This is a genomic window from Zunongwangia endophytica (genome assembly GCF_030409505.1).
In the GTDB taxonomy this organism is placed as follows: Bacteria; Bacteroidota; Bacteroidia; order Flavobacteriales; family Flavobacteriaceae; genus Zunongwangia; species Zunongwangia endophytica.
The window spans coordinates 3,296,659-3,311,862 of record NZ_JAUFPZ010000002.1 but is presented as its reverse complement, the minus strand read 5'-3'; the positions used below and the strand labels follow the sequence as shown (position 1 = coordinate 3,311,862).

Below are 15,204 nucleotides of genomic sequence, written 5' to 3'. Positions count from 1 at the left end.
CTTTTTGAACTTTTCTACAGAAAAAAAGAATAAAAATGTCTAATATCGATTCTAAACTACCAGTTTTTATAAGGATTTTTAGTTAGCTGGGAATTATAATAACGTGCATCCCCGGTCACCTCATTACCCAGCCAGTTTGGTTTTTCAAAAGTTTCAGCTTCACTAGAAAGTTCTACTTCAGCAACAGTTAAACCTTCATTTTCGCCGTAAAATTCATCTACCTCAAAAGTATGTGCTTCACATTTTACTAGAAACCGAGTTTTATCGATCATTCCGGGTTCACAAAGTTTCAGTAATTCTTCAGCTTCATTCTTATCGATTTGTTTTTCCCATTCAAAACGAGTTAATCCGGCTTCGTTATTCTTCCCTTTTACTGTAATATAAGCTTCTTCATCTCTTATTCTAATTCTTACTGTACGTTCGGGATTTGTATTTAAAAAACCTTGTTGTATTCGGCTTTTGCTATAGGCTGCTTTTTTGAAATCTTCAGAATTCACTAAAAATTTACGCTCAATTTCTACCATCGTATGTTGTTGCGAGTTCGCTTATTTTATTGGATTTAATAATCGAATCTGGATATCCATAATTAGCAACTTCGATCATCGTTTTTGCTATATGAACAGATTTTACAGATCGATATTTTTTTAATTTCCCTACAAGCATAAAATTAAAAATTTTAAAAGCATGAGTGGCCAGTTTTTCAAAAAAACGTTTTTCTTCTCGATCTCCAACAATTAATGCAGGTCTTATAATATAAATATTAGGAACATTTTTTACCATGACATCCTGTTCCATTTTACCTTTAGTTTGATTATAAAAGATCTTACTATTCGCATCGGCTCCCATAGCAGAAATTACGGTAAAACATTCTGCGCCATTTTTGGCAGAAAGTTTTGCTGCGGTAACAGGAATTCCATGATCTATTTTTTTATAGGTTTCTTTATCGGGCGTCTTCGATTTAGTGGTACCGATACAGCAAAAGACATGATCGGCTATAAAATTGTCCTTATAATCTTCTAATTTAAATAGATCGACCAGATGCTCTTCGAGCTTCGCATCTTTTCTTCCTAAGGTACTTCTGGAAAATAAGGTTATTTTAGAATACGCGTCATTCCTAAGAAGTTCTTCTACCAAATTTCTGCCTGTTAAACCTGTAGCGCCCAATACTATTGCTGTCTTCTGCATACTCTAAGATTAATATATAACTAAATATAAGCATTTAAAGCAACTGTGCTTTTAGGTTGGATGGTTTTAGCATTAAATTTGCAGTATAGTGAAAATGCGCAAGATTATTCATATCGACATGGATGCGTTTTACGCCTCTGTAGAACAGCTGGACAATCCCGAACTAAGAGGGAAACCCATCGCCGTTGGTGGTAGTTCGCAACGGGGTGTTGTGAGCGCAGCTAGTTACGAGGCTAGAAAATATGGCGTAAAAAGTGCTATGAGTAGTGTAATTGCTAAGAGAAACTGCCCAGACCTGATCTTCGTTAAAACGAGATTCGATCGTTATCGAGAGCTTTCACAACAAATTAGAAGCATTTTTTTTGAATATACAGATCTTGTAGAGCCATTATCTTTAGATGAAGCTTATCTTGACGTTACAGAAAATAAAAAAGGAAATCCAAGCGCTACTATGATGGCTCGAGAAATTCGGGCTAAGATTAAAGAGAAGACGGGATTAAATGCTTCTGCGGGAATTTCAATCAACAAATTTATTGCTAAAGTAGCGAGTGACTTTAATAAACCTAACGGACAAAAAACCGTAAATCCCGAAGAAGTTGAAGCCTTTTTGGAAGAATTGGAAATAAGAAAATTTCATGGCGTGGGGAAAGTTACTGCTGAAAAGATGTATAGGCTTGGAATTTTTACCGGAAAAGATCTAAAATCGAAACCTGAGGAATATCTTGCAGAACATTTTGGTAAACACGGTTCCTATTATTATAATGTTGTACGCGGTATTCATTTAAGCGAAGTTAAACCTAATAGAATGCGAAAATCACTTGGTGCAGAGCGCACATTTAGCGAGAATATATCTTCGGAAATATTTATGCTGGAAAAGCTAAATAGTATTGCTGAGGAAATTGAAAGACGATTGCAAAAGAGTAAAGTTGCCGGAAAAACTGTCACACTTAAGATCAAATACAGTGATTTTAGTTTGCAAACACGTAGCAAAACAATCTCGTATTATATTTCCAGTAAAGAGTTAATTTTAGAGCTCGCCAAAGAACTTCTATATCAGGAAAAGATGAAAGATTCGGTACGGCTTTTAGGCATTTCCCTTTCCAATTTAAATACTGATAAGCCGTCTAAAAAAGAAGAAGAACAGAAGGAAATAATTGTTCAGTTGAAGTTTGATTTTTAAATAGAATCAGCATAGAAGTAGTAAACTAACTCTGGGCAAGCACACAACGCATTCGTTGGAAATAGATTTACAATTTAAAGGCAAGCCTTAGAGATATAAAAACCTTTAACAATGACAATAAAAAAAGCCCCGAAAATTCGAGGCTTTTTCTATATAAAATTGAATCTAAGATTATTCTATTTCAGAAACTCTAAGCGTATTTACCATTCCTTTAGAAGTGATCGGCATAGCTGCAAGATTAATTGTAAAATCGCCTTGCTCAACAAAACCATCCGCTTTTGCGATGCTATTAATATCGTCTATAGTTTCGTCTGTAGTGCTGTATTTATCGTAATAAAAAGCCTGAACTCCCCATAATAAACTAAGACGGTTCAATATAACTCTATTAGAAGTAAATACAAGAATATGACTTTCTGGACGCCAAGCTGAAATTTGAAAAGCAGTATATCCACTATTGGTTAGCGTACAAATTGCTTTTGCTTTAATTTCGTTCGCCATATGCGCCGCATGGTAACAAATAGATTTAGTAATGTATCTTTTTGTACGTACGTGTGGTGGCTCGTGAGGAACTTTAATTAGCGGTGAGTTCTCTACACTTCTTAGGATAGAAGCCATCTTTTCTATAACCTGTACAGGATATTGTCCTACAGATGTTTCTCCACTTAACATTACCGCATCTGCACCATCCATAACAGAGTTCGCTACATCGTTAACCTCTGCTCTAGTTGGAGTTAAGCTATCAATCATCGTTTCCATCATCTGTGTGGCGATGATTACCGGGATACGTGCTTTCTTAGCTACAAGAACTAATTTCTTCTGAATTAATGGAACTTCCTGAGCAGGAATTTCAACTCCTAAATCTCCACGAGCTACCATCAATCCATCACAGTAGGCCGCGATTTTTTCTATATTCTCAACACCTTCTGGTTTTTCAATTTTCGCAATAATCGGAATTTTATACTCCGTATGCTCTTTAATTAAATCCTGAAGTTCGATAATATCACCTTCATTTCTTACAAAAGAAAGTGCCATCCAATCTACCTTAAGACTACATGCAAATTTTGCATCTTCTACGTCTTTCTCGGTAAGTGCTGGTAAAGAAATATCTGTGTTAGGAAGGTTTACTCCTTTATTCGATTTTAAAGGTCCACCCTGAATTACTTTCGCTACAACTTCGTTTTCTTTGTTTGTGCTAACAACTTCGAACATTAGTTTCCCATCGTCCAAAAGCACTCGCTCCCCTTCGTTCACATCTTTAGGAAACGCATCATAATTCATATAAACACGTTCCTTAGTACCTTCAAATCTTTCTCCGGTAGCAAAAACAATTTCATCTCCGGGTGATACCACTACACCCTCCTGCATTTTTCCAACTCGTAATTTCGGACCTTGTAAATCTGCGAGAATTGCAGCATTGTACTCTTTCTCTTCATTTAGCTCTCTTATCATTTGTACACGCTCTTTTACATCATTGTAATCTGCGTGAGAAAAATTGATTCTAAACACATTTACTCCTGCTTGGAGCATATCGTTTAAAGTTTGCTTTGAGCTAGTTGCTGGCCCTAGAGTAGCAACTATTTTAGTCTTTTTATTTGTTGGCATTATTCAAAAATTAGATTTTGTTTGGATTTTAACTGATCCACATGGATCTTGTAGGCAGCCTGTACCTGCGGAATACGTCCTATCTGATTCACTAGTTGGTGAACCTGTTGATCTTCTATGTTTTCTTCTATCTTCAAAAAAAAATCAACTTTCTTATATTGAAGGATTAGATTTACCTCCAAAGGTCTTACCTCTTCTTCTAAAAATAGAGATCCTGCATTCAAAATTTTCCTGGATTCTCCTTTATACTTATTACTTACCAGGCTATAATCTCTATAATTACTAAGGTCTTTGTATGTAAATAAAGCATACATTGCCTGAACATCTTTATGATTGAAGTCTACATCAAACCGACTTCGCATCAATTTTAAATTTAAAAAGCGATTAAGCAAAAATGCCATCTTAAAAGGCTCTAAATTAGCATAAATCGCTATCAATTTAAAGTCCTCTTCTTCAATATCATCAAGCATCATTTTGTGCGCATGCATGCTTATCTCACTTTATCGATAAAGATAAAATATCGATGACAAAATGAAAGGTTAAAATTGAATAATTTTCACAAATTTTAACGCAAACGTTGTAGTTTCCACGAATTTGATAAAAATTAATCGATTTTATTTTGAAGTGCGTAATATGCTCGCTTAGAAGCCTTTTCTTCAGCTTTCTTTTTAGAAGTCGCTCGAGCCTTTGCAATTACTTTTTTATCGATCCATAATTTTACCGCAAAATGCTTAAGTTCATCGTTACCGGTATCCTCATAAACCTGATAATTGAATTCCTTTTTTTTCTTCTGGCACCATTCTATCAATAAGCTCTTATAACTTATTACACGCCCTTCTAAAGTTTCAATATCCACATAAGGTTCTATTACCCGATAGTAAATAAACTTATTACAATATTTATATCCCCTGTCCAGATAGATCGCACCAACCAAAGCTTCGAAAATATTACCATGAATATTCACTCCAAATTGATCATTAGGAATATTAGACTTTACGAATCTAATTAGATTCATGTCTTTCCCTAATTCATTTAAATGCTTTCTGCTAACTATTTTAGAACGCATTTTGGTAAGATATCCTTCATCCCCATCTGGAACTTCCATGTATAGATGAGAGGCAATTACAGATCCTAGCATAGCATCTCCCAAAAATTCAAGGCGCTCATAGTTAATTGCGTTACCTTCTTTATCCTTAACGTTTAAAGAACGATGCGTAAATGCCCTTTCGTAAACAGATATATTTTTTGGTCTAAAACCAAGTAACTTATGGAGAGAATCAAAAAAATTCCCGCCTTTTGAAGAAGAACGGGAATTTAGTATGTTTCGAATAACACTCATTAAGGCGTTACTCGTTTAATTTTCTAAATGCAACACAGGCATTATGCCCACCGAACCCAAATGTATTACTCATCACGATGTTTAAATCTCGTTTTTGAGGTTTATTTAGGGTTAGATTTAACGAAGGATCTATATTTTCGTCAACATTCTCGTGATTGATAGTAGGTGGTACAATACCATTCTGCATAGCGAGTATACTTGCTATTCCTTCTATCGCACCGGCAGCACCTAGTAAGTGCCCCGTCATCGATTTTGTTGAGTTAATATTTATATTCTTCGCGTGATCTCCAAAAACCTTAGTAATAGCTTTCAATTCAGCTACATCTCCTAAAGGTGTCGATGTACCATGTGTATTAATGGCATCGATATCTTCAGGTTTTATACCTGCATTATTCAAACAGTTCTCCATCACTCTTACAACACCATTTCCTTCTGGATGTGGTGCCGTCATGTGATAAGCATCTGAAGAAAGACCACCACCAATTACTTCAGCATAGATTTTAGCGCCTCTTGCTTTTGCATGCTCATATTCTTCTAATATAAGCGCACCGGCACCTTCACCTAGAACGAAACCATCACGAGTAGCATCAAAAGGTCTTGAAGCTGTCGCCGGACTTTCATTTCTGGTAGAAAGGGCATGCATGGCGTTAAATCCTCCCATTCCTGCAATTGTTACAGCAGCCTCTGAGCCTCCTGAAACAATTACATCACTATATCCCAATCTTATATTATTCAATGCATCTATCATCGCATTGGCAGAGGATGCACAAGCCGACACCGTAGTGTAGTTTGCACCCATAAACCCATGTTTGATAGAGATATTACCAGGGGCAATATCAGCAATCATTTTAGGAATAAAGAAGGGATTAAATCTTGGAGTACCATCTCCCGCAGCGAAATTTAAAACTTCGTTTTGGAAGGTTTCCAATCCACCAATTCCAGCACCCCAAATCACACCAACACGATATTTATCTACCGTATTAAGATCTATTCCAGAGTCTGCGATAGCTTCATCTGAAGCTACCATGGCATATTGGGTAAATTTATCCAGTTTTCTCGCTTCTTTTCTGTCGAAGTGATCTAACGGGTTAAAATTTTTGAGTTCACAAGCGAATTTTGTTTTGAACTTTTCGGGGTCGAAATGCGTAATAGCGCCACTACCACTTTTACCACTAACCAAGCCGTCCCAATATTCGCTAATATTGTTACCGATTGGGGTAAGGGCACCCAAGCCCGTTATTACAACTCGCTTTAACTCCATATGGTTCTTTTAATTTTTATTTTTTCGCGTCTTCAATATAAGAAATTGCTTGACCAACTGTCGCGATATTTTCAGCTTGATCGTCTGGAATTTGAATATCGAATTCTTTTTCGAATTCCATGATTAATTCCACAGTATCTAATGAATCAGCACCTAAGTCGTTTGTGAAGCTTGCTTCATTAACAACCTCGTTCTCATCAACACCCAATTTGTCAACGATAATCGCTTTTACTCTTGATGCAATGTCAGACATAATATTTTATTTTAATTTTGATTAGGAGGCAAAAATAAAAAACTTTATTTTAAAACCGATTTTTACTTTAAAAATGTGAGGTGAATTTACATATTTTTCGATGAAAGAGATTAACTTTATATCCTAATAATTGTTAACAGCCTTGTTTTGAGCGACCAACCAAAAAATAACAACGTAAAAAAAATTGTGATATTTGCTTCGGGTTCAGGCACAAATACCGAAAATATCATACGCTATTTTGAAAATTCTTCAAATATTAACGTAGCTGCAGTTTTTTCAAACAAAAGAAACGCTAAAGTACTACGACGTGCATACGATCATAATATAAAAGCATTATATTTTGATAGAGATGCGCTTTACAACTCTAATGAAGTCTTACATGTATTAACAGATATTAATCCCGACCTTATTGTATTGGCAGGATTTCTATGGATTGTTCCTTCTATTATTATTGAAAATTTTCCCAATCGTATAATTAACATACACCCTGCATTACTTCCTAATTATGGAGGAAAGGGAATGTATGGTATGCGCGTTCACCAGGCTATCCTAAATAATAAAGAGAAAGAAAGCGGTATTACTATTCATTTTGTAAATGAAGCTTACGATAAAGGAGAACATATATTTCAGGCTAAAACAGTTATTGAAGATCATGATTCACCAGAAAGTCTTGCTTCTAAAATCCATGAACTGGAACATCACCATTTCCCTCTGGTTATCGAAAAAATTCTACTAAAAGAATCCTAAGCATTGCAGGAACAAGTTCATATTTATACAGACGGCGCAGCACGTGGTAACCCCGGCCCTGGTGGTTACGGCATTGTAATGGAATGGGTAGGCAAACCTTATAAAAAAGAATTTGCTCAAGGTTACAAACACACCACTAATAATCGCATGGAACTTTTAGCAGTAATCCATGCCCTTCAAAAATTAAAAAAACCAAATTTAAATATTAGAGTATTTACAGATTCTAAATACGTTGCAGATGCAGTAGAAAAAAAATGGGTGTTTGGATGGGAAAAGAAAAAATTTAAAGATCGTAAGAATGCAGATTTGTGGCAGGAATTCTTAAAAGAATATAGGAAGCATCAAGTTTCTTTTACCTGGATTAAAGGCCATAACAACCATCCACAAAACGAAAGATGTGATACTTTGGCGGTTACAGCATCCAAACAAAAGAACCTTCCGGAGGATATTGGTTTTAAAAATTAAATTTGTAAACCTTCTAAATTAACTTTTGGTTTACAGCTTGAAAAACAAACTGTATATTTGCAACATAATTTTTGAATGCAATTATGAGCAAACTAGTTATTGTAGGAACCGTAGCCTTTGATGCTATCGAAACTCCTTTTGGAAAAACAGATAAAATTCTTGGTGGTGCAGGAACTTACATTGGCCTTTCGGCTTCAAACTTTAATGTAGACAGTGCAATAGTTTCTGTTGTTGGTGGTGATTTCCCTCAGAAGTATTTGGATCTCCTTTCTTCAAAAAATATTGATATTGAAGGAATTGAGATTGTTAAAGACGGTAAGACCTTCTTTTGGAGTGGTAGATACCACAACGACTTAAATTCTCGCGATACGCTAGATACACAACTTAATGTACTGGCAGATTTTAATCCGGTAGTTCCTGAAAATTATAAGGATGCTGAATATATCATGCTAGGGAATTTACACCCTTTAGTTCAACTTGGCGTTTTAGAACAAGTTACCAATCCGAAATTAGTTGTTTTAGATACGATGAACTTTTGGATGGACAATGCTTTAGAGGAACTTAAGCAAGTAATCGCAAAGGTTGATGTTATTACCATTAACGATGAAGAAGCCAGACAACTTTCTGGTGAACATTCGTTAGTTAAAGCGGCTCGAGCGATCGAAAAAATGGGACCAAAATACGTGGTGATCAAAAAAGGTGAACATGGCGCATTACTTTTCCATAAAGAAAATGTGTTTTTCGCACCTGCCCTACCTTTAGAAGAAGTATTTGACCCTACTGGTGCCGGAGATACTTTTGCCGGTGGCTTTATAGGTTATCTTGCACATTCTGAAGATATTTCTTTTGAGAATCTTAAGAACGCCATTATTTACGGATCTAATTTAGCTTCCTTCTGCGTAGAGAAATTTGGAACCGAGCGGATGAAAGATCTTTCGCCCGACGAAATCGACAAGCGACTGGAAGAATTTAAAAAACTCACACAGTTTAAAATAAATTAAAATAAAAACACGCCCTGTAATTTCAGGGCTTTTTTTGTTACTAAGGCATAAATAAACCCCACACAGAGCAACAATACAATTATGAGTGACGCGATTAAACACGAATGTGGAATTGCACAGGTTAGGCTGTTAAAACCACTAGAATACTACAAAGAAAAATATGGTACTGCTTTTTACGGTGTAAACAAGATGTATCTTTTAATGGAAAAGCAGCATAATCGTGGACAAGATGGTGCCGGTTTTGCCAGCATTAAACTTAATGTGCAGCCTGGGGAACGCTACATAAGCAGAGTTCGCTCTAACCAATCGCAACCCATACAGGATATTTTTGAGCAAATAAATCAGCGTATTAATGATGAAATGCAACAACACCCTGAATATGCCGATGATGTTGCGTTGCAAAAAAGAAAGATTCCATATCTGGGTGAATTATTTTTAGGACATGTTCGATACGGAACATTCGGTAAAAATAGTATCGAAAGTGTGCATCCATTCCTTAGACAAAACAATTGGATGCATCGTAACCTTATTGTGGCTGGTAACTTTAACATGACGAATGTTAATCAGTTATTCAACAATCTTATTAAGCTGGGACAGCATCCTAAGGAAAAAGCCGATACTGTTACGATCATGGAAAAGATTGGGCACTTTTTAGATTCAGAAGTGCGCAAGCTTTATAAAAAATTAAAAAAAGAAGGATTCACCAAACAGGAAGCGTCGCCTCATATTGCTGAACAATTGAATGTAGCCAAAATTCTTAAGAAATCTTCTAAAGATTGGGATGGTGGATACGCTATCGCCGGATTAATGGGACATGGGGATTCTTTTGTTTTACGTGATCCATCGGGAATTAGACCGTGCTATTATTATAAAGATGACGAAGTTGTTGTAGTAGCTTCAGAACGACCGGTAATCCAAACTGTCTTCAATTTAAACTTTGAAGATATTAAAGAACTTGATCCTGGTCACGCTATTATTACCAAGAAAAGCGGTGAGGTTTCTATCAAAAAAATCATTGAACCTTTAGAAAGAAAAGCATGTTCTTTTGAGCGTATTTATTTCTCTAGAGGTAGTGATGCTGAAATTTACAAGGAGCGTAAAATGCTTGGTAGATTATTAATGCCTGAAGTTCTTAAGGCTATTAACTACGACACCATTAATACCGTTTTCTCTTTTATACCGAATACAGCAGAAACTTCTTTCTACGGAATGGTTGAAGCTGCACAGGACGAATTGAATCGCCAGAAGAATGAAGCGATTTTAGAAGAAAAAGAAACGCTAACAGATGAGCGTCTTCAACAGATTTTAGAGTATCGCTTAAGAACTGAAAAGATTGCAATTAAAGATGTAAAGCTAAGAACTTTTATTACTGAAGATAGCAGTCGTGATGATCTTGTAGCTCACGTTTATGACGTTACTTATGGTGTTGTAAAACCAGAAGACAATTTGGTAATTATCGACGATAGTATAGTACGTGGTACTACTTTAAAGAAGAGTATCATAAAAATGATGGATCGTCTAAATCCTAAACAAATTGTAGTAGTTTCTTCAGCTCCACAAATTCGATATCCAGATTGCTACGGAATTGATATGGCGCGTTTAGAAGACCTGGTAGCTTTTAGAGCCGCATTAGATTTACTTCAAGAGAACGGTAATTACAAATTAGTTGAAGAGGTTTACGATAAGTGTAAAAAGCAGGTAAATCTGGCAGATAAAGAGGTACAAAATTTCGTGAAAGAAATTTACGATCCTTTTACCGATGAGCAGATTTCAGAAAAAATATCAGAACTTTTAAGCGAACCAACAGTAGAAGCTAATGTAAAAGTAATCTATCAATCTGTTGATAATTTACATAAAGCATGTCCTAAAAATCTTGGCGACTGGTACTTTACGGGAGACTACCCAACACCAGGAGGTAACAGAGTAGTTAACAGAGCTTTTATAAACTTTTTTGAAGGAAATAAGGATAGAGCTTACTAAAATATGTATTTCAACTATTTTATAAGTCTTTCATCTAAAAGATTTTAGACAAATATGCATAATATCTATATTAGACTTGCCATAAAATTTAAGTAGGTTAAGTTCATGGTAGATTTGGGGCAAAAAAGGTGGATGTAAATCCGCCTTTTTTATTTTCTTACCTTTTCGACATTCCCATTTTATAAAAAGAACGCTCGATTTTATTATTCAAAATAAAGCACAAAAAAGGCCGTTCTTGCGAACAGCCTCTTTCGAACTTTAACAATTAATTACTTAATTATTTTCCTTTAGCGTAGCGACTTGCTACTTCTTTCCAGTCGATTACTTCAAAGAAAGCATCGATATATGCTGGACGTTTATTTTGATAGTTTAGGTAATAAGCATGTTCCCAAACATCTAATCCTAATATTGGAGTTCCACCACATCCTACTTCAGGCATTAATGGATTATCCTGATTTGCAGTAGAGCAAACTTCTAATTTTCCGCCGTCATGAACACATAACCATGCCCAACCTGAACCAAATTGTCCAGCTGCAGCATTAGAAAATTCTTCTTTAAAAGCTTCAAAAGAACCAAAAGCACTGTCTATTGCAGTTGCTAAGTCACCTTCAGGCTTTCCTCCTCCGTCTGGAGACATGATTTCCCAAAACAGATTGTGGTTATAAAATCCTCCACCATTGTTTCTAACAGCGGTGTTAGATAAATCAAGATTTTTTAGAATGTTCTCGATAGTTTTTCCATCAAGATCAGTTCCGTCAATCGCTTTATTTAATTTTGTGGTATATCCAGAATGATGCTTATCATGGTGAATTTCCATAGTTTTTGCATCTATATGTGGCTCTAATGCATCGAATGCATATTTAAGCTCTGGTAACGCGAATGGCATAGTCTTATATTTTTTAGTGATTAGTATTAAATTCTACTCAAATTTAAGTATTAACATGTGTAATGAAAATATTTAAGTGTTATAATATACTTAAAAGCTTAGGCTTTTACAGAATCAATTTTACCTTACCTTTAATCACTCATTCTCTATTAAATTTAAACATTGGCGAATACTTTTACAATATATAATGCTTCTGCAGGATCGGGAAAAACCTTTACGCTGGTTAAATCCTATTTAAGTTTACTCTTCAAATCAGACAAAACCGACACGTATAAAAACATCCTCGCAATCACCTTTACTAATAAAGCGGTTGCAGAGATGAAAACTAGAATTGTCGAAAGTCTTTATGCATTTACTAAAAATCCGGTTCCAGAAAACTCCCGTGCCCTTTTGGAAGCCGTCGCTAAGGAGACGAATAATTCTACGGAAGTAATTCAGCAAAAATCAGTTGGAATTTTAAAGAATATCATTCACAATTACGCTGCTTTTGAAGTTTCTACGATCGATGGATTCACCCACCGTGTACTCCGAACTTTTGCCAAAGATCTGGGCTTACCCGTAAACTTTGAAGTTGAACTAGATACCGAGAAAATCCTAAACGAAGCTGTAGATCGATTAATAAATCGTACTGGAAATGACGAAAAGCTCACTAAAGTTTTGGTGGATTTTTCACTCAGTAAAGCCGACGAGGATAAAAGCTGGGATATTGGTCGTGATTTACTTGATATTGCAAAATTACTGGTAAACGAAAACAATCAGTTTTACTTAGAGAAACTTCAACCGAAAACGCTGGAAGATTTTGAAGCTTTCAGAAAAAAACTGAAACAAGAAATCAAAAATAATCAAGCTGAAATTGAGCAAAAAGTAGATCATTTTTTTCAACTAATCGCAGATCACGGAATCGATCCAACCGATTTTAGCGGACAATATTTACCAAAACATTTCCTGAAATTAAAAGCCAACGAAACACCAAATTTCACTTCAAAATGGGTAGAAAAGCTCGAAAATGAAGGTATTTTGCCACTAAAAAAAGGAAAAGTGGCTGCTGGTGATGCAATTCAGCCACAAATTCTGGATCTGTTTGTTCAGACTAAAAAATTATTTTTCAGCTTAGAATTTAATACAGAAATTGGTAAGCGACTTACCCAACTTTCGTTATTAAATGCCTTAAATCGAGAAATAAAAGAGATTAAAGAAGAGCGGCAAATACTACTAATTTCAGAATTTAATCCAATGATTAGCGCCCAGGTTAAAGACCAACCCGCGCCGTTTATCTACGAGCGATTAGGCGAGCGCTATCAAAATTATTTTATCGATGAGTTTCAGGATACTTCGCAAATGCAATGGGAAAATTTAATTCCGCTTATCGATAACAAACTTTCGATGGAATCGTTGCCAGAGGAAACTTCAAGTTTAATGCTGGTAGGCGATGCTAAACAATCGATTTATCGCTGGCGTGGCGGTAAAGCCGAACAGTTTATTGATCTGAGTAATGAAGGAAATCCATTTCAGATAGATAAACAAGTATATAATTTACCCGATAATTATCGAAGCTCGGCAGAAATTGTAAATTTCAATAACCAATTTTTTGGCTACGCAGCAGATTTTCTTGGACATCCCGAATACAGTAAATTATTTAAACAAAGTGCGCAAAATCCGAAGAAAGCTGGTTCGGGCTATGTAAATATAAGCTTTGTGGAAGCTGAAAACAGCGAGGAAGAACAAGAGGTTTATCCTGAAAAAGTGATCGAAATTATTAACAATATCGATGCTAAAGGATTTAAACGATCTGATGTTTGTATTCTAACCCGAAGAAAAAAGGAGGGTGTTGCGATAGCTTCGGCTTTAAATGAAAAAGAGATTGATGTAGTTTCTTCTGAAACCTTATTGATTTCTCGATCGCCAGAAGTTCATTTTATATGTGATCTTTTAAAATTCTCGATTACTCCAGAAAATAACGAACTCAAATTATCGATTTTCGGTTATATTCAAGAGTATTTATTGCAGCTTGACGATCCACATGCCGTCATTTCAGAAAAAATAAATCTTAGCGGAAATGCGTTTTTTGAATGGCTTAAAGAATTTGAAATTGACTTCAACCTCGAGTTTTTAAATGAATACTCGGTTTACGAAAGTTGCGAATTTATTATAAGAAGCTTCGGACTGGTTAAAGACTCCAATGCCTACATTCAGTTTTTCCTTGATTTTGTTTACGAAACCACCCAAAAAGATACTGAAGGTATTCAGGGATTCTTAGAAATCTGGGATCAGGAAAACGAAAAGTTAAGTATCATCGCGCCACAGCAGGAGAATGCAGTCACGATTATGACCATACATAAAGCTAAAGGGCTGGAGTTTCCTATCGTGATCTATCCTTTTGCGAATTCAGATTTTAAAGATACCCGCAAAGATTCTCTTTGGGTTCCGCACGATGGCAGTTTGGGCGATATCCCGGCGAGCTATATTAATGCGTCTTCAAAAATGGAAAATTGGGGTGAAATTCCAGAAGCTTTATTTACTCAGCTGCTTTTTCAGAATGAATTGGATACCTTAAATGTTTTATACGTTGCCTGCACGCGTCCTGTAAAACAGCTTTATATTTTATCGAAATTGGATTTGGATAGAAGCGGCAACGAAAATCCTTCAAAAACTTCAGGATTACTTATTGGATATTTAAAAAGAAATGGTGTTTGGGACGACGAGCAGACTAATTATGAGTTTGGTGAAATTGAAGCTCCAACTTCCGAAGAAAAGAAAAATTCAGGAATAAATTTACAGCATTTTTACTCTTCAGCAACACAAAATCATGCGGTAAATATTGTAACGCGTTCAGGTAGTTTGTGGGATACAAAGCAGCAGGAAGCTATAGAAAAAGGAGAAATAATCCACGATCTTTTAACCGATATTAATACTGAAAAAGATGTAGAACTGGTGATTAAAAACGCGATCGCTAACGGAATTATTACTGAAGAAGTTTCTGAAAAAATTAATGGTCTACTGAAGCGAATTGTAACCCATCCAGATCTTGAAGAATATTTTTCTGAAGAATCGACAAATTATAACGAAAGAGATATTCTTACTGAAACCGGGAAACGCTTAAGACCAGATCGCTTAAATTTTAAAGGAAATAATGTAAGCATTATCGATTATAAAACCGGTGCTTTTGATGTAAAGCACGAACAACAAATTACCAGCTACGGTGATACCCTTATAAAAATGGGATATCAAATCGATAAGAAAATACTAGTCTATACAAACAAAGCAATTTCTCTTAGGTTTGTGTAGCAGAGATACTAATTTTGCAA

Annotated in this window: 14 protein-coding genes; 6 read left to right on the top strand and 8 right to left on the bottom strand. The window is 35.6% G+C overall.

What is annotated here, in order from left to right; all coding sequences use genetic code 11:
* Positions 1-56: 56 nt before the first annotated feature.
* Both QWY91_RS14420 and QWY91_RS14415 read right to left on the bottom strand, forming a co-directional pair.
* Positions 57-524, bottom strand: coding sequence for a CYTH domain-containing protein (locus QWY91_RS14420; protein ID WP_290236200.1), 468 nt, complete (start codon positions 522-524; stop codon positions 57-59).
* Positions 511-1,185 carry an NAD-dependent epimerase/dehydratase family protein gene (locus QWY91_RS14415; protein ID WP_290236199.1) on the bottom strand — a complete coding sequence of 225 codons (675 nt, stop codon included), beginning with the start codon at positions 1,183-1,185 and terminating at the stop codon, positions 511-513. The genes QWY91_RS14420 and QWY91_RS14415 overlap by 14 nt, the downstream gene beginning before the upstream one ends.
* A gap of 94 nt (positions 1,186-1,279) precedes the next feature.
* On the opposite strand from QWY91_RS14415, the gene dinB reads away from it, so the two are divergent.
* A complete protein-coding gene (gene dinB, locus QWY91_RS14410; RefSeq protein ID WP_290236198.1) occupies positions 1,280-2,365 on the top strand; it encodes a DNA polymerase IV in 1,086 nt (361 codons plus the stop codon).
* Positions 2,366-2,536: 171 nt separating this feature from the next.
* Here the strand turns inward: dinB and pyk are convergent, their stop codons facing one another.
* The 5 genes from pyk to QWY91_RS14385 all read right to left on the bottom strand — a co-directional run bounded on the left by pyk (position 2,537) and on the right by QWY91_RS14385 (position 6,820).
* Entirely contained in the window at positions 2,537-3,967 is a 1,431-nt protein-coding gene (gene pyk, locus QWY91_RS14405; RefSeq protein WP_290236197.1) for a pyruvate kinase, read from the bottom strand.
* Positions 3,967-4,455, bottom strand: a complete 489-nt coding sequence (locus QWY91_RS14400; protein WP_290236196.1) for an IPExxxVDY family protein — start codon at positions 4,453-4,455, stop codon at positions 3,967-3,969. Before QWY91_RS14400 ends, pyk begins: the two co-directional genes overlap by 1 nt.
* Before the next feature lie 116 nt (positions 4,456-4,571).
* The gene (gene rnc / locus QWY91_RS14395; RefSeq protein ID WP_290236195.1) at positions 4,572-5,306 is read right to left on the bottom strand and encodes a ribonuclease III; all 735 of its coding nucleotides are present in this window, start codon (positions 5,304-5,306) and stop codon (positions 4,572-4,574) included.
* Between the two features lie 7 nt (positions 5,307-5,313).
* Positions 5,314-6,567 (bottom strand): beta-ketoacyl-ACP synthase II, encoded by a 1,254-nt coding sequence (fabF, locus tag QWY91_RS14390; RefSeq protein ID WP_290236194.1) that lies wholly within the window; start codon positions 6,565-6,567, stop codon positions 5,314-5,316.
* 16 nt (positions 6,568-6,583) lie between these two features.
* Complete coding sequence (locus tag QWY91_RS14385) at positions 6,584-6,820, bottom strand: acyl carrier protein (protein WP_013069791.1); 237 nt, start codon at positions 6,818-6,820, stop codon at positions 6,584-6,586.
* Positions 6,821-6,967: 147 nt separating this feature from the next.
* Here QWY91_RS14385 and purN point away from each other — a divergent pair, with 147 nt between their 5' ends.
* The 4 genes from purN (at position 6,968) to QWY91_RS14365 (ending at position 11,013) form a co-directional block, all read left to right on the top strand.
* On the top strand, positions 6,968-7,567 hold the full coding sequence (purN, locus tag QWY91_RS14380; RefSeq protein WP_290236193.1) for a phosphoribosylglycinamide formyltransferase: 600 nt from the start codon (positions 6,968-6,970) through the stop codon (positions 7,565-7,567).
* 3 nt (positions 7,568-7,570) lie between these two features.
* Positions 7,571-8,032, top strand: coding sequence for a ribonuclease HI (rnhA, locus tag QWY91_RS14375; RefSeq protein WP_290236192.1), 462 nt, complete (start codon positions 7,571-7,573; stop codon positions 8,030-8,032).
* Between the two features lie 83 nt (positions 8,033-8,115).
* Positions 8,116-9,033, top strand: coding sequence for a PfkB family carbohydrate kinase (locus tag QWY91_RS14370; RefSeq protein ID WP_290236191.1), 918 nt, complete (start codon positions 8,116-8,118; stop codon positions 9,031-9,033).
* Positions 9,034-9,114: 81 nt separating this feature from the next.
* Entirely contained in the window at positions 9,115-11,013 is a 1,899-nt protein-coding gene (locus QWY91_RS14365) for an amidophosphoribosyltransferase (RefSeq protein WP_290236190.1), read from the top strand.
* Positions 11,014-11,290: 277 nt separating this feature from the next.
* On the opposite strand, the gene QWY91_RS14360 is transcribed toward QWY91_RS14365, so the two are convergent.
* Positions 11,291-11,899, bottom strand: coding sequence for a superoxide dismutase (locus QWY91_RS14360; RefSeq protein WP_290236189.1), 609 nt, complete (start codon positions 11,897-11,899; stop codon positions 11,291-11,293).
* A 162-nt stretch (positions 11,900-12,061) separates the two neighbouring features.
* Between QWY91_RS14360 and QWY91_RS14355 the strand changes: the two genes are divergently transcribed.
* Positions 12,062-15,184, top strand: a complete 3,123-nt coding sequence (locus tag QWY91_RS14355) for a UvrD-helicase domain-containing protein (RefSeq protein ID WP_290236188.1) — start codon at positions 12,062-12,064, stop codon at positions 15,182-15,184.
* The last annotated feature ends 20 nt before the right edge of the window (positions 15,185-15,204 follow it).